Source organism: Devosia beringensis, from assembly GCF_014926585.1.
Lineage (GTDB): Bacteria > Pseudomonadota > Alphaproteobacteria > Rhizobiales > Devosiaceae > Devosia > Devosia beringensis.
Genome location: NZ_CP045422.1, coordinates 3,051,149 through 3,073,597, shown reverse-complemented (window position 1 = coordinate 3,073,597; position 22,449 = coordinate 3,051,149). Strand labels below are relative to the sequence as shown.

At 63.6% G+C, this 22,449-nt stretch carries 22 protein-coding genes, 1 other RNA gene and 1 riboswitch; of the genes, 8 read left to right on the top strand and 15 right to left on the bottom strand.

All coding sequences use genetic code 11. The annotated features are described in order from the left end of the window. Window positions 1-23 precede the first annotated feature (23 nt). The 7 genes from hflC to GDR53_RS14930 form a co-directional block, all read right to left on the bottom strand. Entirely contained in the window at window positions 24-1,145 is a 1,122-nt protein-coding gene (gene hflC, locus GDR53_RS14960; RefSeq protein WP_193335257.1) for a protease modulator HflC, read from the bottom strand. Window positions 1,146-1,148: 3 nt separating this feature from the next. Continuing rightward, a complete protein-coding gene (gene hflK / locus GDR53_RS14955) occupies window positions 1,149-2,276 on the bottom strand; it encodes an FtsH protease activity modulator HflK (RefSeq protein ID WP_193335256.1) in 1,128 nt (375 codons plus the stop codon). 62 nt (window positions 2,277-2,338) lie between these two features. Then, window positions 2,339-2,863, bottom strand: coding sequence for a dihydrofolate reductase (locus GDR53_RS14950; RefSeq protein WP_193335255.1), 525 nt, complete (start codon window positions 2,861-2,863; stop codon window positions 2,339-2,341). Then, window positions 2,860-3,339: a GNAT family N-acetyltransferase gene (locus tag GDR53_RS14945; protein ID WP_193335254.1), complete on the bottom strand. Its 480-nt coding sequence runs from the start codon at window positions 3,337-3,339 to the stop codon at window positions 2,860-2,862. Before GDR53_RS14945 ends, GDR53_RS14950 begins: the two co-directional genes overlap by 4 nt. Further along, window positions 3,339-4,346: a DUF4424 domain-containing protein gene (locus GDR53_RS14940; RefSeq protein WP_193335253.1), complete on the bottom strand. Its 1,008-nt coding sequence runs from the start codon at window positions 4,344-4,346 to the stop codon at window positions 3,339-3,341. The genes GDR53_RS14945 and GDR53_RS14940 overlap by 1 nt, the downstream gene beginning before the upstream one ends. Before the next feature lie 90 nt (window positions 4,347-4,436). Then, the gene (locus GDR53_RS14935) at window positions 4,437-4,754 is read right to left on the bottom strand and encodes a nucleoside triphosphate pyrophosphohydrolase family protein (RefSeq protein WP_193335252.1); all 318 of its coding nucleotides are present in this window, start codon (window positions 4,752-4,754) and stop codon (window positions 4,437-4,439) included. Further along, window positions 4,751-5,545: a thymidylate synthase gene (locus GDR53_RS14930; RefSeq protein ID WP_193335251.1), complete on the bottom strand. Its 795-nt coding sequence runs from the start codon at window positions 5,543-5,545 to the stop codon at window positions 4,751-4,753. Before GDR53_RS14930 ends, GDR53_RS14935 begins: the two co-directional genes overlap by 4 nt. 224 nt (window positions 5,546-5,769) lie before the next feature. On the opposite strand from GDR53_RS14930, the gene GDR53_RS14925 reads away from it, so the two are divergent. Further along, a complete protein-coding gene (locus GDR53_RS14925; RefSeq protein WP_210321341.1) occupies window positions 5,770-5,970 on the top strand; it encodes a YdeI/OmpD-associated family protein in 201 nt (66 codons plus the stop codon). Window positions 5,971-5,973: 3 nt separating this feature from the next. On the opposite strand, the gene GDR53_RS14920 is transcribed toward GDR53_RS14925, so the two are convergent. Together GDR53_RS14920 and GDR53_RS14915 are read right to left on the bottom strand one after the other, a co-directional pair. Continuing rightward, window positions 5,974-6,564, bottom strand: a complete 591-nt coding sequence (locus GDR53_RS14920; RefSeq protein ID WP_193335249.1) for a DUF1003 domain-containing protein — start codon at window positions 6,562-6,564, stop codon at window positions 5,974-5,976. Window positions 6,565-6,677: 113 nt separating this feature from the next. Beyond that, window positions 6,678-7,358: an energy-coupling factor ABC transporter permease gene (locus GDR53_RS14915; RefSeq protein ID WP_193335248.1), complete on the bottom strand. Its 681-nt coding sequence runs from the start codon at window positions 7,356-7,358 to the stop codon at window positions 6,678-6,680. Window positions 7,359-7,411: 53 nt separating this feature from the next. Continuing rightward, a riboswitch (cobalamin riboswitch) is annotated at window positions 7,412-7,622 on the bottom strand. A gap of 72 nt (window positions 7,623-7,694) precedes the next feature. Here GDR53_RS14915 and ssrA point away from each other — a divergent pair. The 3 genes from ssrA to GDR53_RS14900 all read left to right on the top strand — a co-directional run bounded on the left by ssrA (window position 7,695) and on the right by GDR53_RS14900 (window position 8,897). Beyond that, window positions 7,695-8,051: a transfer-messenger RNA gene (ssrA, locus tag GDR53_RS14910) on the top strand. A gap of 111 nt (window positions 8,052-8,162) precedes the next feature. Further along, a complete protein-coding gene (locus GDR53_RS14905; protein WP_193335247.1) occupies window positions 8,163-8,651 on the top strand; it encodes an SspB family protein in 489 nt (162 codons plus the stop codon). A 9-nt stretch (window positions 8,652-8,660) separates the two neighbouring features. Beyond that, window positions 8,661-8,897, top strand: a complete 237-nt coding sequence (locus GDR53_RS14900) for a ribbon-helix-helix domain-containing protein (protein WP_193335246.1) — start codon at window positions 8,661-8,663, stop codon at window positions 8,895-8,897. On the opposite strand, the gene GDR53_RS14895 is transcribed toward GDR53_RS14900, so the two are convergent. Continuing rightward, window positions 8,894-12,514, bottom strand: coding sequence for an AsmA family protein (locus tag GDR53_RS14895; protein ID WP_193335245.1), 3,621 nt, complete (start codon window positions 12,512-12,514; stop codon window positions 8,894-8,896). The two genes, GDR53_RS14900 and GDR53_RS14895, sit on opposite strands and share 4 nt — an antisense overlap. Before the next feature lie 194 nt (window positions 12,515-12,708). Further along, entirely contained in the window at window positions 12,709-14,889 is a 2,181-nt protein-coding gene (locus GDR53_RS14890; protein ID WP_193335244.1) for an esterase-like activity of phytase family protein, read from the bottom strand. 200 nt (window positions 14,890-15,089) lie between these two features. Here GDR53_RS14890 and GDR53_RS14885 point away from each other — a divergent pair, with 200 nt between their 5' ends. Further along, window positions 15,090-17,429: an ATP-dependent helicase gene (locus GDR53_RS14885; RefSeq protein WP_232846640.1), complete on the top strand. Its 2,340-nt coding sequence runs from the start codon at window positions 15,090-15,092 to the stop codon at window positions 17,427-17,429. 3 nt (window positions 17,430-17,432) lie between these two features. Here the strand turns inward: GDR53_RS14885 and GDR53_RS14880 are convergent, their stop codons facing one another. Beyond that, window positions 17,433-17,963 carry a hypothetical protein gene (locus tag GDR53_RS14880; RefSeq protein WP_193335242.1) on the bottom strand — a complete coding sequence of 177 codons (531 nt, stop codon included), beginning with the start codon at window positions 17,961-17,963 and terminating at the stop codon, window positions 17,433-17,435. Between the two features lie 250 nt (window positions 17,964-18,213). Here GDR53_RS14880 and GDR53_RS14875 point away from each other — a divergent pair, with 250 nt between their 5' ends. Next, window positions 18,214-18,531, top strand: a complete 318-nt coding sequence (locus tag GDR53_RS14875) for a heavy metal-binding domain-containing protein (protein ID WP_193335241.1) — start codon at window positions 18,214-18,216, stop codon at window positions 18,529-18,531. Here GDR53_RS14875 and GDR53_RS14870 read toward each other — a convergent pair whose 3' ends face one another. After that, on the bottom strand, window positions 18,532-18,771 hold the full coding sequence (locus GDR53_RS14870; protein ID WP_193335240.1) for a hypothetical protein: 240 nt from the start codon (window positions 18,769-18,771) through the stop codon (window positions 18,532-18,534). It abuts the gene before it with no gap. Window positions 18,772-18,948: 177 nt separating this feature from the next. On the opposite strand from GDR53_RS14870, the gene GDR53_RS14865 reads away from it, so the two are divergent. Beyond that, window positions 18,949-19,818, top strand: a complete 870-nt coding sequence (locus GDR53_RS14865) for a 50S ribosomal protein L11 methyltransferase (RefSeq protein WP_193335239.1) — start codon at window positions 18,949-18,951, stop codon at window positions 19,816-19,818. A gap of 184 nt (window positions 19,819-20,002) precedes the next feature. On the opposite strand, the gene GDR53_RS19885 is transcribed toward GDR53_RS14865, so the two are convergent. Both GDR53_RS19885 and GDR53_RS19880 read right to left on the bottom strand, forming a co-directional pair. After that, complete coding sequence (locus GDR53_RS19885) at window positions 20,003-20,134, bottom strand: hypothetical protein (RefSeq protein WP_269802195.1); 132 nt, start codon at window positions 20,132-20,134, stop codon at window positions 20,003-20,005. 120 nt (window positions 20,135-20,254) lie between these two features. Next, window positions 20,255-20,389, bottom strand: coding sequence for a hypothetical protein (locus GDR53_RS19880; protein WP_269802194.1), 135 nt, complete (start codon window positions 20,387-20,389; stop codon window positions 20,255-20,257). A gap of 127 nt (window positions 20,390-20,516) precedes the next feature. Between GDR53_RS19880 and GDR53_RS14860 the strand changes: the two genes are divergently transcribed. Continuing rightward, a complete protein-coding gene (locus GDR53_RS14860) occupies window positions 20,517-22,340 on the top strand; it encodes an aminopeptidase P family protein (protein WP_193335238.1) in 1,824 nt (607 codons plus the stop codon). Window positions 22,341-22,449: the final 109 nt, after the last annotated feature.

The window sequence follows — 22,449 nt, the reverse complement described above, 5'->3', positions numbered from 1 at the left end:
TCAGGTTCTGCGCTGGGCCCAGACTATTGGGCGGGCGTCTCGACAGGCGATGGCGTAGCCGATGGAACGCTGCCCTCGGCGGGGGCTTCGGCCGGTGTCGGCACTTCAGTGCCCACGGTTGGCGTCAGTTCCGAGCCATCTTCCAGCGTCATGCTGGGCGCGGTGGTCTCTTCAATGCCAAGGCCATCCAGCGCCGGTTCATCGCTGACCGGTGCCGTCATCGGCGCGGCGGTCGGCCGGATCGGCGCGGCCGGATTGGCCGTCGCTGCCGGCAGTTCGCCATTGGAGCCGAAGTAGTTGAAGAAGGCGCTGTCAGGCGACAGGACCATGGTGGTGCCGGTGCCCGGGAGTGCCGTCAGATAAGCCTGCATCGAGCGGTAGAACTCGAAGAATTCAGGATTCTGACCATAGGCGGCAGCAAACAGGCGGTTCCGCTCGGCATCGCCCGTACCACGGATGATTTCCGCATCACGGGTTGCCGCGGCGACGATCTCGACCGACTGACGATCGGCGATAGCGCGCAGCGACTGGGCCTGTTCCTGACCACGAGCGCGCAGCAGCGCGGCCTCGGCCAGACGTTCAGCCCGCATCCGCTCGAATGTGGTTGCCGACACGTCGGCATCCAGATCGGTGCGCAGGATCCGCACATCGACCACGTCGATACCCAGATTGGCCAGATCCGGACGGATCAGGTCACGCACTTCCTGCATCATCTGCGCGCGCTGTTCGGACAGGGCGGCATTGAATTCGCGCAGGCCGTAAACCTCGCGCAGGGCGGAGTCGAGGCTGGCCCCGATACGGTCCTCGGCAACCGACAGCTGGCCGGTAGCCCGTTCGCGGAACAGCCGCGGATCGGAAATGCGATAGGTCAGGAAAGCATCCACCTGGTAAAAGGCGTTGCCGGAAACCTGCACCCGCATATTGGCGATGTCATAGCGCAGCAGCCGATCTTCGATGATCTGCACGCTGTCCACGATATCGGTGGGGATCTTGAAATAAATGCCCGGTTCGGTACGCACATCGGTGATCTGGCCGAAGCGCATCACGATGGCCTGATCGCGTTCGTCGACCACGTAAAGCGATGAAAACACGACATAAAGCACGGCAAGGACGGCAACGCCGAGGATGATGAGACGGTTTTGCATGATTTAGTTCCCCGTCGTCGTCGTTGTCGGCGTGGTCGTGGCGCGCGAGCGCAATTCGGGCAACGGCAGATAGGGCACGACGCCACTGCCATCGACGCCATTTTCGATCAGCACCTTCTCCGAACCGCCGAGCACCTGCTCCATCGTCTCGAGATAGAGACGCTTGCGCGTCACTTCGGGCGAATTGACATATTCGGCATAAACGGCGTTGAAGCGTTCCGATTCACCGGTTGCTTCCTGCACCACGCGATTGGTGTAGGCCGCTGCGTCTTCACGCAGGGCTGCCGCACGACCACGGGCGTCACCCAGCAGCGTATTGGCGTAGGAGCGGGCTTCTTCCTGCAGACGCGTCTCGTCCTGGCGCGCGCGCTGGACTTCGTTGAACGCGTCGATGACTTCGGCCGGTGGGCCGGCATTCTCGATCAGCACCTGGGTGACATTCACCCCAAGGCCATAGCTGTCCAGAATGGTTTCGGTGATCGACAGCACTTCGGCCGACACGCCGCTACGGTCATCGCTGTAGATGTCCTGGGCTGGCCGGCGACCGACCACTTCACGCATCGCGCTTTCGGCAGCGAAACGCACCATGGATTCCTGGTCGCGCACGTTGAACAGATAATCGACTGGATTATCGATGGCCCAGAAGACCGAGAACTGCACGCTGACGATGTTCTGATCGCCCGAGAGCATCAGCCCTTCGGTGGAGCCGGAGGCATTGGTGCGCGAGGCGCCACTGGCATCGGATGCACCGATCTGGGTCTGGTTGACCGTGGTCACGACCCGCTCGACCGTTTCGACAGGCCAGAACAGGAAGTGCAGGCCAGGCGTCGAAAGCTCTGGCTTGGGGGCGCCAAAGCGCAGCTCCACGCCGACTTCCTGCGGATTGATAGTATAGACCGAATTGAGCCCCCAGAATGCCACCAGGGCCAGGGCACCACCGATCAGTGCCCAGCGCCCGCCGGGCAGACCACCGCGAAACTGGTCGCGGCCGCGATTGAGAATATCTTCGAGATTGGGCGTGTTGCCGCCGCCTGGCCGCCTTGGACCACCGCCGCCGCCGCCACCGGGTGCCTGTCCCCAGGGACCGCCATTGTTGCGGCCACCCCCGCCTCCATTATTCTCCCACGGCATCGCATCCCTTTCGGATTATCGTCACTTCATTATGGCCTTATATAGGCAAGCGATCCACGCGATCAATGCGCCGCGGCAATCCGACGCTCATACACTTTGACGCGGTAGGGTGCTTCGTCCCTGGAATCGGGCGCAATTTCGGGCTCTTCGGTCACCGCCCACAGTGCCGGGTCGATAGCAGGGAACCGCACGTCGCCGGCCGGATTGAGGGCAATGTGAGAAATATAAAGTCGGTCGGCCCGGTCCATCATCTGGGCATATATCTCGCCGCCCCCAATGATCACGATCTCGTCTATACCGTCCTTCTGTGCAATATCGCGTGCCACGGCCACTGCCGCATCGAGGCTGGCGAGCACCAGCACACCCTCGGGCTGATAGCCCTGCTGCCGGGTCACCACGATATTGCTGCGCCCCGGCAGCGGCCTGCCCACCGTCTCATATTGCTTGCGGCCCATGATGATCGGCTTGCCCATGGTGGTGCGCTTGAAGAACGCCATGTCCGAGGGAATGCGCCAGGGAATGGTCTGGTCGCTGCCGATCACGCCGTTTTCGGCGACTCCGACGATCATGGCGATCCTGGCTGTCATGCTGCCCCCAGTGCCAAAAGGTCCGCGCCGTCGACACGCACCTTGGTCCATTCATCCTGCATCACCCCGCCCTGCGCCTTGTAGAAGGCGATGGACGGCGCGTTCCAGTCGAGCACCCACCACTCGAACCGCCCCAGCCCTTCACGCACGCAGCGCTGTGCCAGATGGGTCAGCAGCGCCTTGCCGATACCGTTGCCGCGCATCTGCGGATCGACATAGAGATCTTCCAGCCACATGCCGTGTCGGCCCTGGAAGGTCGAATAGGTGTAGAACCACAGCGCAAAGCCCACTGGCTCGCCGCCCCACTCGGCGATCTCGCAGAACACCTTGGGGTCGGAACCGAACAGGTCGCGCGTGATATCGGCCTCTGTGGCCACCGCCTCGTGGCTGAGCTTTTCATAGTCCGCCAGCGCCGCGATGAAGGCGATGATCTGGGCCGCGTCGCCCGATTGCGCGGGGCGTATCGTCAGGGTCATTACGGGTCCGTCCGGCGCTGCAGAATGAGGATGTCAAGCTCCTTTTCCGGCCAGAAATTCTCCTCGACCATCTCGAAGGTGGTCGGACCGATCTTCTTGACGTTCTGGCCACAGAACGAGACCAGATTGGCCGGATCGCCCTTGTCGACCACGAGGCGGAACCGCTCGATGCCATTGCCGGCCCAGTTGCCGCCGGTGGTCAGAATGTAGGACAGCCAGGTCTCGGTATAGGGCGTGGTCCACAGCTCGTCCGGATTGGTCAGCGTGGCGCGCACGGCCTTGATGAAGCCGGCATCGGTGCAGTATTTCTTGGCATAGTCCGCTCCCGGATCCCCATAGGCATCGGCCGGGTAGAGGAAACTCACCCCCGCCGTACCGCCGATGCTTGGCTTGTAGCTGTGCACCACGGTGACGGTCTGGCCGGCCGGAAACACCGCCTCCCAGGTATAGGTCGCCCTATAGGTCCAGGTCGGGAAATAGTGCTTTTCCATGCCTTGGCCAACGTCATATTCATCGGGCGCCACCATCCCCAGATGCAGCAGCTCGGCCAGGGCTTCCGGCGGCAGCGCTTCGGTTGCCAGCTGCGCCCGCTCGCTGATCGGCACCATGGGCAGGCCGAACTGCCGCACGATGTCGCTGCGATCCACCCCATGGGCAAAGGCATATTCGTGCAGCTCCGCCACCACGGGCTCGCCTTCGAAGCGGGTCTCGAATTCAAACAGATTGTCGTCCGGCCCGGTCGGATAGCCGATTGGTGAATAGAAATCCGGCGCGATGTCGGGCATCGGAAAGGCCACCAGCACGGTCTGGTCCGTCGCCCCGTCATTGCGGAATTCATAGGTGACGCGGATCTGCTCGGCCGAGATGAACAGGTCCTCGCTCTGCATGACGATATCCGCATTGGTCACGAATTCCAGACCACCCGTCGTCAGCACCGCCGAGGTGTCATTGGCCAGCGCGGGCAGGCCTGTCGCCAGCAGCATAGTCGCAGTCCAGAGCAGTTTCATGGCATGTCCCCCGACGCCAGCATCATAGTCACTTGAGTAAAACGCCACGGCACCGGCAAGGGCGCACGCAAACCTATCTAGCGCGGTCTGCTAGTCTTGCGGAAGGTGCCTGAACCATTTCCGCTGCAGCGCCGCCTCGAGGTCGATGCCATTGTTGCGGGCAAACAGCAGGATCATGGCCAGCACGTCGGCCGTTTCATCCTCCAGCGCCGCCCGGATCGCCGCCGGCGCGGCATCTTTCAGCCGGCCGCGGCCCGACAGCTTGAGATACTCCGCCGTCAGCTCGCCCAGCTCTTCCTGCAGCTTCAGCAGATACCAGTCGTCGTCACGGGCAATGCCATTGCCCTGCGCATAGATGTCGGAAACCTGCGCGACCAGATCACCGAGTGCGGCCAGGTCCCGGCTCATACCGCGATGGGCGCCTTGATGGTCGGGTGCGCATCATAGCCCTCGAAGGCAAAATCCTCGAAGACGAAGTCCTCCAGCCGCGTCACCGCCGGGTTCATCACCAGGGTCGGCAGCGGGCGGGGCTCCCGCGTCAGCTGCAGCTGCGCCTGTTCGAAATGGTTGGAATAGAGGTGCACGTCCCCGAAAGTGTGCACAAAGTCGCCCACCTCAAGCCCGGTCACCTGCGCCACCATATGGGTCAGCAGGGCATAGGAAGCGATGTTGAACGGCACGCCCAGGAAACTGTCGGCCGAGCGCTGATAGAGCTGGCAGCTCAATTTGCCATTGGCGACATAGAACTGGAACAGGCAGTGGCACGGCGGCAGCGCCATGTCGTCGACCTCGGCCGGGTTCCAGGCCGAGACGATATGTCGGCGTGAATCCGGCTTGCTCCTGATCGATTCAATCACCTGCGCCAATTGGTCGATCTTGCGGCCATCGGGCGCCGGCCAGCTGCGCCACTGCGACCCGTAGACTGGGCCCAGATCGCCATTTTCGTCGGCCCATTCGTCCCAGATCTTGACCCCGCGCTCCTGCAGCCAGCGCACATTGGTCTCGCCGCGGATGAACCACAGCAATTCATAGATGATCGACTTGATATGCAGCTTCTTGGTGGTCAGCAGCGGAAAGCCCTGCGCCAGGTCAAAGCGCATCTGGTAGCCGAACAGGCTCCGCGTCCCGGTACCGGTACGATCGGCCTTGTCGGTGCCGTGTTCAAGGATGGTGGCGAGAAGCTTGAGATAGGGCTGCATAGCCTTTCAATACCGCGATTCGCTCGCCGCTTCGATCCGTGATCAGCGTGGCGCCCGGTAGGTGAATACCGCCAAGCGTCCTGACAGGACGTGTCAGCAATGCTTTAATAGCTTGGCCGCGATCGTGATTGAGGGGGCGATATGGTCGCTGAACACCTTCGTCACCAGGTCGATGAGGAAACAAGATGAGCCCGGTCCTGCGGCCTTTGCGGCCACGAGAAGCGATGCCCGACTTCGTCCGGGAGGCGCTCGACGCCCGCGGCCTGCTCCAGGCCTATGAGGCCCGCCCGCCCTATCAGCGCAATGATTACCTGCTGTGGATCAACAAGGTGAAGCGCGACGACACCAAGCGCAAGCACCTTGAGCAGATGCTCGCCGAACTGCGGGCAGGCGACGTCTATATGGGCATGGCCTGGAAACGCTGACTCTCAGGCGGGTTCTGCACCATCCGGCTTGGCACCGTCCCCAAGATGGCCCTGCACCAGGCGTGTCAGCAGGGCGATCTGCTCCTGCTGCTGGCCGATCAGCCGCTTGAGATCGTCATTGCGCATCTGGTCGATCTTGTCATGCAGCGCCATGATCTCGATCTCGGCCTTGAGATTGCACTCGTAGTCGTGGCTGGTGACGAGGCGATCCTTGGCCGATTGCCGGTTCTGGCTCATCATGATGACCGGCGCCTGGACGGCCGCCAGCATCGACAGGATCAGGTTGAGAAAGATGAAGGGATAGGGGTCGGGTGCCCCGCCGGCCAGCAGCAGATTGCTGGCCACCCAGGCCAGCAGGGCCACGCCGAAGATGATGAGGAATGTCCAGGAGCCGCCAAACGAGGCCACGCCATCGGCCAGCCGCTGGCCGAAAGTGGCGTCCTCGTCAAAGGTCTTGCTGGTGTCCAGCGAGAGGGTCTGCCGGCTCAGCGCCTTTTCCAGCACATGCCGCTCGCGCGCATTGAGCGCGGTCTCGCCCTTGTCCAGAAACCGCTCTGCCGCGTGACCGAGCTTGTCAGATGTCGTCGTCGCCATGCCAGCCTCACCACATTAGTGCTGGCCGGACTATACCCCGATCGCCCCTGCCACGGCGTTAAAACGGCGACATGCAGGGGTGGCGGCCCCAAGTTTTGGGACCGCCTGAATGCCTAGACAGCGGGACTGTAGAGCCGGTTGTGCAAAAGCGGCAGGCCCTTGAAACCGCCGGTCAGCTTGGCCAAAGCCAGTACGCCAAGGTCGATCAGCGGCTCCAGCACGATCACCAGCATATAGGCGGCGCCGAAGCTGGCCGTGGCTGCCAGGTTCTGTGCCCCGAGACCGCCGCCATAGAGCGACCAGAAGGCAACCCAGGCGACCGTGCCGCCCTGATAGGCGGTCGACAGCATGAGCGCCTGGCCATAGCCGACATCCTTGTAGGCCGTGGCCTGCGGAATGATGCGCTTGGCCAGGAAGGTCATGGCATAGAGCGGCACGAGCAGCGTGGTGACGTTCATGCCATATTGCGGCAGGTCGAAGGGCGCAAAGAACAGGCCCTGCAGCAGCAGGCCCAGGGCGAGGCCCAGCCCGGTCGCGCCGGCGCCAAAGATCAGGAACAGGGTCGAGCCCAGGATCAGGTGGACTTCCGACACGCCGACGGCATGGTGTGGAAACACCTCGAAGAAGCTGAACACCAGCGCCGTGGTGCAAAGGCTGCGCAGCGCCAGGGCGCCGGCGCCTTCGGTGCGAATCGTGTCGAGCGCCATCTTGGCGGCCAGCCCGAACGATCCGGCGGCCGTGGCGTAGCTCAGGGTAATCTTGGCACCGTCAACGATGCCCGGTTCGATATGCATGTCTGGCTCCTCTCCGCACCCACCGTGCGGCCTGCTGTCGTCAAAGAGCACTGCTGTGCTCGCATGTGATGGCAGGTCTCCTGGCTCACGGATTGCATCGGCACGCGCCTTCCCGACCTGGCGTCAGTGGCATTTTGCGGCCGAAAACCGTTTACAGTTGCGGGGGCAGCCACGGTTTTGGCTCCTGATGGATACGCCGCACCGTGTTCCCTTTTCATCCGCCCCGCGCATGCGGGGGCGAAAACCATCACGATGACGTTAGCGCATGACGCCGTACCGGGACAAGCGCCATGCGGGGGCCGGTGTACCGCCGGGATCACGCAGAAATTTGTCGCAGCATTTGCATCGCACCGGCAGCGCGCCTATATAGGGATTGCTCGCAAGAGCTATGGCGATAAATTGTCATCGTAATAAGCCATTCGGACCCGGGGGCAGTACCCGGCGCCTCCACCATCTACCCCTTTTCGGGGCAGCCAATGGGGGCGAAACAGGATCGACGAGGGTGTAAAGGGTGTGCTTTTGCTCGGTGAGGTACCACCGTTATCGGTCCGAAACTTATAGTTGCAAATGACAACAATAAGGCTCCAGTCGCTCTCGCTGCGTAAGCAGTGCTAGCATTGGGAAATTAAGTCCTCCACCCCTAGCCGGGTGACAGGCGGGGTTCGCAGGCACCTGGCAACAGAAGCCTGCACTTGCATTTTCAGGTGCCGGGCAGCCGACAAGCTTTAGTTCTTGAAATCGCACGGAACGTAGGGCTGATATGGGCCGTTCGGGATTCTATCTCTCAGCACCGGAAGGGTGACCATGGCCGAAGACCACATGCGCTACGATATTCTCGCTCAGGAAGCCCTGCGCGGCGTCGTGCGCAAGGTATTGGCGGAAGTCGCCAGGACCGGCCTGCCGGGCGAACACCACTTCTTCATTTCCTTCCTGACACGTGCCCCTGGCGTGCGTCTGAGCGAAAAACTGCTCGGCCAGTATGACAAGGAAATGACCATCGTCATCCAGAACCAGTATTGGGACCTCAAGGTTTCCGAGACCGGTTTTGAAGTCGGCCTCTCTTTTGACGGCATTCCCGAAACCCTCGTCATCCCGTTCTCGGCGGTCAAGGGCTTCTTTGATCCGTCGGTCCAGTTCGGCCTGCAGTTTGATCCGCAGACCGCGCCGGGTGCCGAAATGGTCGAAGCTGCCGAGGACGACGCCGTCGAGGCAGAGGCCGGCACAGCCGGCGCCGAAGGCGAAAAGCCCGGTGAAAAGGTCGTCAGCCTCGACGCTTTCCGCAAGAAGCCCTGACTCCTGCCGATGGACAAGCGCTCCCTGTCCATCGCCGGCCACCGCACGTCCATTGCGCTCGAGCCCGAATTTTGGGCGGCGCTGGAACTGATGGCGGGTGAGGCCGGACAAACCATGACCGCCCTGATCGCCAGCATCGACGCCGACCGACAGACCACCAATCTGTCATCGGCGGCGCGCCTGGCCGTGCTCGACTGGTATCGCCGCAAGGCGGAGACACCGGCTGCAGGCAGCACGGCGCTCTAGGTACCGGGCAGGCCTGTCGAGGGCGGCAGCTGCGGCGGCGGCAGACCCAGATAAAGCGGCCCTGACGGCGCAGGATTGGCTTGTGCCGGCTCGGAAGCGGGCGGTGGCGCCTCGAGCGCCTGCTGTGCCGCGGCTTCCTCGGCCAGCCGCGCCGCCTCTTCGGCCGCCGCCCGCGCCGCGGCCTCTTCGGCCGCCCGCCGCCGCTGCTCGGCAATCAGCCGGTTGCGCTCCTCAGCCGCCGCGCGCTGCCGTTCGGCATCGGCTGCCCGCAAGGCCTCGAGGCGATCGACTTCCAGCTCATTGGCCCGCACCTGGATGGCGGCCACCATTTCATCGAGGTCAAGCTGCGCCATGGGGGCCAGCAGCGTGCCGCCGATCCGGCTGAAGATGCGGGCCGTATCGGCGCCGATCAGCCCGCCGGCATCCTCAAAGCCATTGGGCGTCAGGGCGAATTCGCCCCCCAGGCCCAGGCTTTCCAGCCCAAGGGTCAGATCCCCGGCCAGCCGCGCTCCGGCGCCATCGACGAGGAAATTGGTCAGCCGTAGCACGCCCCCGGCAATGGTGAAGGCGCCGGCCGCCGACGGCGCCGCAAACGGCCCCTGTTCGAGGCTCTGGGCAATGATGGTGCGCAGCGCATCGCCATCCATGTTCAACACGTCACTGAGCCCAGCCAGTGCCGGAAACACCTGCGGCGACAGCTGCGAAGCGGCAAAATCGGTTACAGTGAAATTGCCCTCCCCGGCCAGCGCGCCTAGCACTTCGGCAATGCTGGCGCCGGTGCCGTCGACCTGCACACCGCCTTCCAGCACGCCCGTCAGCGCCTCGGCCAGCGCGGGCGGGGCGATCCCGGCTATGGCCGCACCGCTCAGGCTCAGCCGCCCACTGACCGTCTTGTCGGCCAGCGGCCCGGCGCAGCACACCGCCAGATCGAGGCTGGCCGTGCCGGCGCCCAGCACCGCTTCGAACCGCGCCAGCCGCAGCCGCGTCTCATCCCAGACCAGCTCAAAGCTTGTTACCCCCAGCCGCTCATTGCCCCCAGCCGTGACACCCCCGGCCGTCACGGCGACACTGCCCCGCACCGTCCGCGCCTGCTCACCAATGCTGATCGGCCCCTCGGGCCAGCCGCCATCGCCGCCGACCATCGCCGCCCGGCCAAACAGCGTCACTGCCAGGCCCTCAACCGATGCTGTATCGACAGCAATGTCGCCGGCCACGACGCCGCCATCGCGCGTCCGCGTCAGGCCCAGCGTGCCGGAAAAACCGGCTTCGCCGGATTTGCCTTCAATTTCGCTCAGCCGCGCCAGCCGGTCGCCTTCAAAGTGCAGCAGCGCGCTGCCACTGGCCTCTGGCAGGCTGATCCCCGGCGCGCCGATGATCCGCGCCAGCCCACCCGCATCGCCCAGGGCCATGTCCAGCGACCCGGTGCCCTGCACCTCGCCAGCATCGGTGCTCACCAGGAACCCGGCAAAGCCCAGATATTCCTCGCCTGCGCTGATATTGATCCGGCTGTCGAGGCTGTTGCTCGGCGTGCCGTCGAGCCGCAGGCTGACCATCATGTCGTCGCTGTCGAACAGGGCCGCCTGGCCCAGCCCGATCTGCTCGCCCAGCGCCGCCGAATCTTCGGCCTCCAGCGTTGCCGTCAGCTGCAACGGCGCCGTCCGCAGCGCAGAGATCCCGCCGTCCAGTTCCGCCCGCAGGTCGAGCCGGGCGACGCCCAGCTTGCCGCCCAGCGTCAGGATCTGCCCGTCGCCATCGCCGGGCTCGAGATCGACCAGCACCTCAGCCGGGGCCGAACGCGCCATGAAGTCGCGCCAGGCCGGCGGCGTGCCCAGCAGGTCATAGAGCCCGGCCAATGCCGGCGCCGTCGCCGCCGACACCGCAATCCGGCCCGATCCGGCCAGCCGCGGCGCCACGAGATTCCCCGACGCGGTGAAGGCTGCATCGAAGCCCAACCCGCCCCAGTCGCCGGCCGAGAGCCGGGAAAAGCTGATGGCGTTCTGCGTCCACTGCCCCTCGGCAACCAGCGCCGTGCCATCCTGGCCCAGCACCCGGGCCGCCTGCCCGGTCAGCGAAAAGCTTCCCTCCGGGAAGCTGATGCCAAAGCGCGGTTCGGCAACCCAGTCAGGCAGCAGCGCGCCCAGCACCGCACTGCCCTGCCGACCGAGATCGGCAAAATGCCCGACCACGTCGAGCCGCTGTTCCGCGCCAAAGCCGATCCGCAGCTCCACCGCATGGGGCGCCTCGGCCAGCGTCAGCTGCGCCTCGCTGACGCGCAGCGCATCGCCGGTCAGCATCACATTGCCCGCCAGCGTCCCGCCTTGATTGAACAGCGCCGTGTCGTCTTCCGGCTTGCGCCAGAGCTGGGCCAGGCCATCGAGCCGTCCGCTGTTGATGGCGAAGGTCCCGCGAAATGCCGGCTGATCGCCTTCCCGGTCCAGCTGCCCGCTGGCTTGGACGCCGGTATCACCCGGCAGTTGCGCGAGAAACTGCTCGACGGTCCAGCTCTGCCCGTCGCTGCTGGCATCCAGCCGCACATCGCGCAGCGCAAAGCCGCGCAACCCCACTTCGGCCAGGTCGATGCCGATGCGCCCCGGCAGGGGCGGGATCAGTGGCGCCGGCAATTCGGTCAGCAACCGCACCGCCTCATAGGGCAAGGCGGTGGCATCTTCCTTGGCGTCGCGCGGCGGCAGCGAAAACACCCCGCCCGAAACCACCGCATCAAAGCTGCGCCGGGCGCCGAGCTGGATGCTTGCCGCCCCGGTCAGCCGCGTGCCGGCGCGGTTCTGGTCCGGCTGCAGCGTATAGCCCGACAGCACGATGCGGTCGGTCGAGGCCACCAGCTTGCTTTCCAGCACCAGATCGCCGCGGATATCATCGGCCCGCGCGGCCACCGGCGGCGTCTGCCGATAGGTCATCGTGCCATCGAATTTGGGCGCGATGCCCGGCGTGAACAGCCCTTCGGCGGCAAGAGAAAACGCCCCGCCCTCGGCCTGCACGAAGCTCGATAGCTGCATCGAACCGGCCGCATCGAGCGCTGCGGCATTGACGCGCAGCCCATAGCGGGCGCCCTGATATTCCGCCGACCCCTGCAGCTGGAACGGCCCGCTGAAGCTCGACAGCTTCAATTCGCCCTCGACCTTGGTTGCCTGCATGGTCTGGCCGACGCGCCGGTCCAGCAGCCGGATCGTGCCATCGACAATGCTGGCCTGGCCCAGCGCTACCCCGCCCCCGGCGCCGGCCAGGCTGACGCCGCTGCCGAACAGCCCGCTTTCGTCGATGCTGAAATCGATGACCGGCCCGCTCAGCACCAGCTTGGTCACGTCATAATTGTCGCGCAGGAAATCCATCAGCGAGAATTCGGCGTCGACGCTGTCCACCGTCGCGGCCGGCTCTTCCGGCGAGCCGACCAGCACGTCGGAAAAATTGAGCCGCGGCTGCGGCAGCAGGGCAAAGGCAATGTCGCCGCGAATGGTCACCGGCGTACCCAGCGCCTGGCTGGCCAGCGCCTCCATGCGGCTGCGATAATCGCCCCACTGGATCAGGTATGGGGCAACGAACGCCCCACCGAGCACGATGATCGCCAGCAGGCCAACAACGATGTAGATGCGGTTCAGCACAGCACGTGGATCATCCGGATTGATGGGTCAGAGTGTAGGCAAGAGCGGCCCCGGCGCAACCCCGCCATTGCCTTGAATACACGTAACCATTTCACGATCGTCGGCGCAGGCATGCGGGCCGACAGGCCCGCCAGAAAAGAGATGGCGGCCAGCCCCGTTGGGACCGGCCGCCAGATCATGCCGTAGCAGGCAGCTTACAGCGCGCCGATCGACCAGAACATGGTCTCGCCCGAGCTGTCATCCACGCCGTCATTGTCGGTCACGGCAAAGCCTTCGCCGCTGGCATCGATGGCAAAGCCTTCGACCTTGTCGAGCACATAGCCACCCGTCGAGGTCAGGTCCGGCACGAAATCACGCACCAGCGTCTTGGTGACCGTGGTCAGCTCGCCACCCAGGGCACCCGGCACCAGTTCGGCAACCGGCACGCTGTAGAGCGCCTTGAGCACGGCCTTGCTGCCGATCTGGTTGTCACGCTCGACGATATAGACCAGATCGCCATGTGCGGTGATTTCGCTGAGGCCGACCCAGGCACCTTCAGCCGGGGCTTCCAGTGGATAGTTGACGGCGCCCCATTCGCCCGAAGCGGGATTGTAGGACACCAGCTTGACGACGCCCTTGGCGTCATTCTTCCACTCGCGCTGCATGGCGATCCACAGCGTGGTGTCGTCGCCCGTGCCGACCACGGTGACGCCTTCGGCGCCAAAGCGGATTTCCTCGGCCAGCAGTTCGGCCGGGAACGGCACTTCTTCCTCGATCGCGCCATCCGCGCCGACGCGGTAGAGCGCGTGCGGGATCAGCCGGTCGCTGCGGCCTTCCGAGGCCAGCCAGAACCCGCCTTCGCCATCAAGGGCGATGCCCTCGATATCGAGCTTTTGCGCCGGATGGCCATTGCGGGTTACCACCGTCTTGGCGGTGATCCGGGCCGGCTGGCTGGTTGCGTCGATGGTGTAGATGGAGGGCTGGTTGCCCAGGAAGCTGTCGGACACGCCGAACAGCATGCCGGGCTTTTCGGCATCGGCAACCAGGCCTGACAGGGCGACCCAGCCCAGCGGGCGGCCATCGGCGTCGAGGTCGCTGATGATGTGGGGATAGGTCGGGGCTTCGGCCTCGGCCAGTTCGAAGATATTGACATGGCTGCGGGCCAGGCCATCGGCACCCAGATCGTTTTCATTGGCGGTGATGAAGAGGTTGCGCGACGGAATGGCGACCGCCCCTTCCGGACCAACGCCCGAGGGCAGCGCCTGCACGAATTCGGGCTCGGCACCGGTATCCTTATAGACCCCGACCAGCGAGGCGCGCTCGAGGCCGACAAAGATATAGGTGTTCTCGCCAAAGGTGGCGACGTCCATGCCCTCGGGCTCGGCACCCTTGGCATCGGAGCGCTTGTCCGGATAATGGCCCATCTGCGCCGCGATCATTTCGAGATCGGCGCCGCTCTCATGGAGCACTTCGCCGGTTTTCGAGAAGATCGAGAAGCTGCGCGATCCGCCATTATAGTCGCCCTCATTGGCGACGGCGAAACGGTCGTCATCGATCCACTTGACCGAGTCGGGTTCGCGCAGCACGCCGTCCTGCGAACCGGTGAAATCGAGCGAACCGTTGTCGAGCGTATCGATATTGACCAGGTCCACGGCGCCGGCGCTGAAGTGGTTTTTGACCTCGCCGGTATTCCCGTCGACGATGGCGAAGTGGTTGTTTTCCTGCAGCGAGACCACGACCTCGTTGAGGCTGTTGATCGAGACATATTCCGGCTCTGGATCATCGCCGGCGACCTCGGCCAGACCGGTCATGTCGACGATCTTGAGGCTGTCGCAGTCGACGACGCCATCGACCACGTTCAGCAGCGCCAGCGAACCGGCCGGCATTTGCGGAATTTCGCCGTCATTGACGTCTTCGTCGCGCTCATTCTCGATGGCGATGGCGATCAGGCTGCCGTCACCATTGCGCGCCACGGAGTCGGGCTGCCCGCCAATATCGCAGCTGGCCTCGATAGTCTGGCTGGCCAGATCGATGGTCGAAAGATTGCCCGAGGGGGCGGTGAAGCTCTCAGACGTATTGACGCCGGAAAACACCTTGTCGCCGATGACCACGACCGTGGTGGGTTCGCCATTCAGCGACAGGAAGCCCTTGGCAGCTGGCGCCTTGGGATCGGTGATATCGATAAAGCCGATGCCGCCAGCCGGGCTGTCCGAATAGATCATCGTCATGCCGTCTTCCGAAACCGTGATGATCTCTGCAGAGGTCTCTTCGGCATCCGGATTGTTCAGCGCCACCGGAAAGCTGGAAATGCGGTTGAAAAATTCAGCAGCACCGGCATTGGCGGTCGTGGCCAGCAGCGTGGCCGTGAGCGCGACGAGAAGTTTTGTCTGCGACATGGATATCCCCCTTTGAGTTCAAGGGGTGCCATAAGCCGGCCCGGCTACACTTCCATGACGCCACTATGACAGATCGGTGACGGCCCCCCGTTCTATACAATCCCCCTGCCCGTCCCTATATTCGCAGGAGAACAAATCAAGATTCGTCAATCGCCGCGCTGATGCGCCTGGACCGGCGCGCAGCGATGGAAAGGCCTTCTATGTCCGGTGACTCTCCCCCCCCCGCCCGCCCGACAGCCGGGGCCATAACCGGCCAGTTCAAGTTGAGCCAGGTGCCTGACTACCTGCAGGGCCTGAACGCCGAGCAGCGCGATGCGGTGGAAAGCCTCGACGGCCCTTTGCTGGTGCTGGCCGGCGCCGGCACCGGCAAGACCCGCGTGCTGACCACCCGCATCGCGCACATGATCAATACCAACCGCGCCTGGCCCTCGCAGATCCTGTCGGTGACCTTCACCAACAAGGCCGCGCGGGAAATGAAGGAGCGCATCGAAAAGCTGGTGCCGCGCCTCGAAGCCATGCCCTGGATGGGCACTTTCCACTCCATCGGCGCCCGCATGCTGCGCGCCCATGCCGGGCTGGTGGGGCTGACCAGCTCCTTCACCATTCTCGATACCGACGACCAGATCCGGCTGATCAAGCAATTGCTCGACGCCGAAAACATCGACGAAAAGCGCTGGCCCGCCAAGCTCTTCGCCTCGATGATGGATGGCTGGAAGAACAAGGGCCTGCTGCCCAAGGACGTCTCGGTGGCCGATAGCGGCTCCTATGCCAATGGCCTGGGCGGCAAGCTCTATTACGCCTACCAGGCGCGGCTCAAATCCCTCAATGCCGCCGATTTCGGCGACCTGCTGCTCGAATGTATCCGCCTGTTCCGCGAAAATCCCGACGTGCTGGCCGACTACCATCGCCGCTTCAAATACATGTTGGTGGACGAATACCAGGACAGCAATGTCGCCCAATATCTCTGGCTGCGGCTGCTGGCGCAGGGGAAACCTACCAGCGAGGCCAATATCTGCGTCGTCGGCGATGACGACCAGTCCATCTATGGCTGGCGCGGCGCCGAAGTCGACAATATCCTGCGCTTCGAAAAGGATTTTCCCGGCGCCAAGGTGATCAAGCTCGAGCGCAATTACCGTTCCACCGCCAATATCCTCAAAGCCGCCAGCAATATCATCGCCTTCAACGAAAGCCGTCTCGGCAAGACGCTGCAGACCGATGTCGCCGAACTCGGCGAGCTGGTCGCCGTCACCCAGGTCTGGGACAGCGAGGAGGAAGCCCGCACCATCGGCGAGCAGATCGAGCAGTATCAGCGCGATGGCGATCCGCTCAATTCCATGGCCATCCTGGTCCGCGCCTCCTTCCAGATGCGCGAATTCGAAGAGCGCTTCATCACCCTGGGCCTCAATTACCGCGTCATCGGCGGCCCGCGCTTTTACGAGCGCAAGGAAATCCGCGACGCCCTGGCCTATCTGCGCCTCGTCGCCCAGCCCTCCGACGATCTGGCGCTGGACCGCATCATCAACGTCCCCAAGCGCGGCCTGGGAGATTCAACGGTGCAGCTGCTGCACAGCGCCGCCCGCGCCGCCAATGTGCCCCTGCTCTCGGCCATCCGCATGCTGGTCGATACCGAAGAGCTCAAGCCCAAGCAGCGCACCACCTTGCGGGCTCTGGTGGGCCAGTTCGATTTCTGGACCATGCAGGCCCAGAGCCTGCGGCCCTTCGAGCTGGTAGAGCAGATCCTCGAGGAAAGCGGCTATACAGACATGCTCACGGCCGACAAATCCGTGGAATCGCAGGGACGCAAGGAAAACCTCAAGGAACTCAGCCGCGCCATGGAGGAGTTCGACACCCTGGGCAGCTTCCTCGAACACATTTCCCTGGTCATGGACCGCGACAATACCGACGCTGCCGATGCCGTCACCATCATGACGCTGCATGGCGCCAAGGGCCTGGAATTCAACACGGTTTTCCTGCCCGGCTGGGAGGAAGGCACCTTCCCCAGCCAGCGCTCGATGGACGAAAGCGGCCGCGCCGGGCTCGAGGAAGAGCGGCGCCTGGCCTATGTCGGCATTACCCGCGGCCGCAAGCGCGTGCGCATTTCCGCCGCGCAGAACCGCCGCATCCACGGCCTCTGGCAGTCGGCCATTCCGTCCCGCTTTCTCGATGAACTGCCCGCCGACGCGGTGGAGGTCACCGATACCGGCTCCTCCTATGGCGGCTATGGCTACGGCGGCGGCGCCTCAAGCCGCTTCAACAAGGCCGACCCCTTCGAGAGCGTCTATGAAACCCCCGGCTGGGCCCGCGCCCGCGCCAACCAGGCCAGCCGCCGCAGCGCCGGCCCCATGACCATCGACGGCGACCTCGTCGCCCGCTCGGTCGATATCGGCAATGACAAATCCGCCTACGGCATGGGCGAACGCGTGTTCCACCTCAAATTCGGCTACGGCACCATCGCCGATATCGAGGGCAACAAACTGAGCATCGACTTCGAAAAGGCCGGCCGGAAAAAGGTGCTGGAGAGCTTTGTGAGCAAGGGGTGAGCGCTAGTCGAGGACTTCGATTGTCTTCTCGCGGTAGGTAATGCGGATATGCAACTCGTGCGTCCGTGACTTTTCCTTTAGACGTCGCCGCGGAGCATTCGTCTTTTCCATGGACTTGGCTTTGGCAGTTTTCAGTTTTTCCGACGAAATGATGTTGGCTTCTTCGTCGAGGGCCGGTCCGTTGCCATTCTCACTGGGCGCGCGCCCCTTTATCCGCTGCATCACATGGATAAAGACGCCGTAGATAACGTTGGCTGCCACCCCGGACACAACGCCGGTGAATATTGGATCGGTAAAAATCTCCAGCGATCCCGACCTGAACTCTGACGCCAAAAGACGGACATCGGGTTTTGATGATGGTCTGCTCGTAAGTCGGGCAACAACCTCCTGTGCCGATACCTTGTAGATGCTTTCCACGTCCTTCAGGACCTCTGCAAGGTCTGAGTAGGATAGGGGAACCGAGCATGACAGATGAAGGGTCAGCCTCGGCGCTCGGCTCGAAAAGCGCCGATCCGCGTAATTCACATCGTTCATCGTTAACACCGACCTGATTATGACAGTTCGTTGTTATTCTCCTAACACAACAACCTGACAAGACAGCAAAGTTTAAATGTAGAAATATAGGACGGACTATTTCTACGTACTATAAAATACTTATATATAGCATCCATTCGTCTATTGCTGACTTTCATCTGTCCACAAATCGGGCAAAAAACGCCGCTGCGGGGTTTCCCCGCCGGCTGTGCTGGCCTATCTCTGACACGACCACACGAGGCCCCACCCCATGATCATCTCCACCACCCCCACGCTCGAAGGCCGGCCCGTTCGGGAATATCTCGGCATCGTCACCGGCGAGGTCATTGTCGGCGCCAATATCTTCAAGGACCTGTTTGCCGGCATTCGCGACATCGTCGGCGGCCGCGCCGGGGCCTATGAGGGCGCGCTGCGCGATGCGCGCCGCCAGGCCCATGAGGAACTGCGCTACGAGGCCGAGCGCATGGGCGCCGACGCGGTGGTCGGCGTCGATCTCGATTATGAAGTCGTCGGCCAGGGCGGCTCGATGCTGATGGTGTCGATCTCGGGCACTGCAGTTAAGCTTTAACTAGAGCCAGCTCGTCCCGTCGCCCGTGCTGCAGCCATGGGGCGGCAGGGCACCGGGGAAGTTGGCCTGCAGCTGGTCACAGCCCCATTGGCGGATCGGCGCCGGCATCCAGCTATTGAGCGTGATGCCGACCTCGTCATAGAGGCTAACGCTATTGGTGACATAGCGAAGCCAGCTCAAACTGAGAACGATGATGGCGACTACGGCCACCACCACGACACGACGCGGCAGTCGGGACATATGATTCTCTCACACGATACTACCCGCCAATAGCCTCTCCCTGCTTGCGCTGGAAGGCCAATTCCCACCCTGCCCGCATTCCTGCAAAGCTAGCATGCGCGGCCGCTGCGGGGATAAGTTCGCATTGACGCCCGCACGCCGATGGCGCAACAAGACCAAAAGCCCAAGGAAATCAGCATGTCCGTCGATCAGCTCTCCGCCCCGCTCTCCAAGGATCAGGCCTATGCCCTGGTCGATGCGGTGATGGAGCGCGACGACCTGGCGCTGACCGCATCGGCGCACGAGAACGAAGAGACCGGCGAATGGTTCTTCGAGGCCACCTGCGACAGCCCGCCCGATCTTGCAGGATTTGTTGAACTGGCGCGCCAAACCCTTGGTGGCACCGTGGAATTTTCCGTGTCGCCAATCGACCCGGATTTCAACTGGGTGGCCAAGTCGCTCGAGGGCCTGGCCCCGGTCATTGCCGGCGGCTTTTATGTCTATGGCAGCCACGAGACCGGCCCGATCCCCGGCGGCCTCACCGCCATGCAGATCGACGCCGCCCAGGCCTTTGGCACCGGCCATCACGAAACCACCACCGGGTGTCTTGAGGCCATAAACCTGCTGCTCAAGCGCAGAAAACCCCGCCACATGATCGATGTCGGCACCGGCACCGGCGTGCTGGCCATTGCTTTGGCCAAGCGCACCCGCACCCCGGTCATTGCCAGCGATATTGACCCCATTTCGGTGACAACCACCATTGCCAATGCCGAGCAGAACGGCGTCGGCAAGCTCATCGTCGCCGTCGAGGCGACCGGGCTAACCCACCCCACCATCACGCAAAATGGTCCCTATGACCTGATCGTCGCCAATATCCTGGCCGGGCCGCTGATGGCCCTGGCCCCGGCCGTCGGCAAGGCGGCAGAAAAGGGCGCCACCATTATCCTGTCGGGTATTCTGCAGCACCAGGCGCGCGGCGTGATCAACGCCTATGCCCGCCAGGGCATGACGCTGACGCAGAAGCTGCAGCGCAAGGACTGGACCACTTTGATGCTGGAAATGAAGTAGCAGCACAGTCGATTTGGCACCACCGAAGGCGCCAATCGGTTAGCAGACTGTTAACCTTGAGCTTCGCTGTTTTGGCTCGGTCGACCCGCGTCGAGTTGCACTATCGGAACATGGGACAAGCAAAATCCCCGAAGCAGGCTCCGGGGATCTCAAAAAGATCGTCAGTGATATAACGCGTTTGGCGTTATGGGCGCTTGGTGAAAGCACCGATCAGCTGGTGCTGCATGCGGTAGCTGACCTGGCGACCGGACTCGCGACCGCGGGCATCGATTACCGAACCCAGTGTCTTGCGAAAATCGTTCTTGCTCTCAGTCATCATCATCTCCATGCACTCTGACTTGGGCCTTCTGCCGTCGTCATCATCTGTTTAGGCCTATTCGCAACGATCCGTTAGGCCCAAAACCGAACACCAGCCCTGCGGGACTCGCAGAGCCCGTTACCGCTTCGTTAACGGGCGGTTGTGCTTGCCATAGTCGCGCTCGAACTGCGCAACATAGCGCTTGGCGGTCAGTTCGCGGCTGGCGACCATCGCGTCAAATGCCCGGACGAAAAAATTCTTGTCATTGGCCATGATTGTCTCCTGTATTGACCCCATAGATAGAGCTTTTGGGGCCGATTGCACCGCCCTCATCCCTCAAGCCAGCCATGACCGGGGCGCACGCCGCTCCAGAACCACCAAGAACGCCCCAAGGACCTTCATGACCGAGCCCAGCTTCCCGCCCACCGTGTTCCAGAGCTTTGTCGAACAGGCCGACCCCAGCAATGTCGCCCCGCGCCTGGCCGATCTGCGGGCCGCCATGGCCGCGGCCGGGGTGGATGCCTTCCTGATCCCGCGCGCCGATGCGCATCGCGGCGAATCCGTCCCACCCGGCGAGGCGCGGCTGGCCTATGTCACCGGCTTTACCGGCTCGGCCGGCCTGGCCGTGGTGGGTCGCGACCGCGCCGGCCTCTTCGTCGACAGCCGCTATACCTTGCAGGCGCCGGCCCAGACCGATACCGGTCTCGTCACCATTCACGAATGGCTGCAGCCGGGTTTTTCGCCCGATCTGCTGAGCTTTGTCCCCAAGGGCGGCATCCTGGCCTATGACCCCTGGCTGCATACGCCGGGCGAGCTGCGTCACCTGGGCAAGCTGGTCGAGGGCCACTGCACCCTGCTGCCGCACGCCAATCTTGTGGACGCCATCTGGACCGGCCGTCCCGGCGCGCCGGTCAGCAGCGTGGAATTTCTCGGCCACAACCGCGCCGGCCAGAGCGCCGCCGACAAGATCGCCGCCATCCAGGCCAGTCTCGCCAGTGACAAGGCCGATGCAGCCGTGCTGACCCTGCCGGAATCGATCTGCTGGCTGCTCAACATGCGCGGCCGCGACGTGCCCAATACCCCCTTCGTGCTCGGCTTCGCCGTGCTGCCGCAGACGGGCCTGCCGACGCTCTATCTGGACAAGGCCAAGATCACAGACGAGCTGGTGGCGGCGCTCGATGGCATTGCCCATGTCGCCGCCAACGCCGCCCTGCCCCATGACCTCGCCGCCCTCGGCGCCGCCGGCAAGGCCGTGCTGCTTGATCCGGCCAGTGCCCCCATCGCCATCGCCAGCGCGCTCAGCGATGCCGGCGCGAGACTGATCGAAAAAGCCGACCCGGTGCTGCTGCCCAAGGCCAAGAAGAACGCGGCCGAACTCGCCGGCATGCGCGAGGCCCATCTGCTCGATGGCGTAGCCATGGCCAAATTCCTCGCCTGGTTCGACCAGCATGCGCCTCAGGGCGGGCTGACCGAGATCGCCATCGTCACCGCACTCGAGGCCTTCCGGCGAGAGGAGGAAAGCTGCGTCGACGCCAGCTTCGACACCATTTCCGGCGCCGGCGCCAATGGCGCCATTGTGCATTATCGGGTGACGACCAAGACCGACCGCACCCTCGCGCCGGGTGAGCTGATGCTGGTCGATTCCGGCGCGCAATATCTCAGCGGCACCACCGACATCACCCGCACGCTCTCGACCGGCGCATCCACGCCCGAGCAGCGCGACCGCTTCACCCGCGTGCTCAAGGGCATGATCGCCATCTCGCTGGCGCGTTTCCCCCAGGGCACCAGCGGCGCCCAGCTCGATACTTTGGCACGGCAGTTTCTCTGGCAGGATGGCGTGACCTATAATCACGGCACCGGTCACGGCGTCGGCGCCTATCTGGGCGTGCATGAGGGCCCGGTCGGCATTTCGTCGCGCTACACCATCCCGCTCGAAGCGGGCAATGTGCTCTCCAACGAGCCCGGCTACTACAAGGCCGGCGAATATGGCATCCGCATCGAGAACCTGATCGTGGTCCAGCCCAGCCAGGGCTTTGCCGGCTATCTCGACTTCGAGACGCTGACCCTGGCCCCGATCGACACGCGGCTGATCGCTTCCGATCTGCTGAGCCCGGCCGAACGCGACTGGCTCAATGCCTATCACCAGCGGGTCTACGAGGTAATCGGGCCCAAGGTCGAGGCCGAGGTCCGCACCTGGCTCAAGGCGGCGACGGCGGCGATTTGAGACATTCAGTTACGCCCGCCGACCCCCTCCCAACCTCCCCCTGAAGGGGGAGGAGTCTGCCGGGGATAGGGCAAGATGGCGTCCGGAACGCGAAGAGATCCCTCCCCCT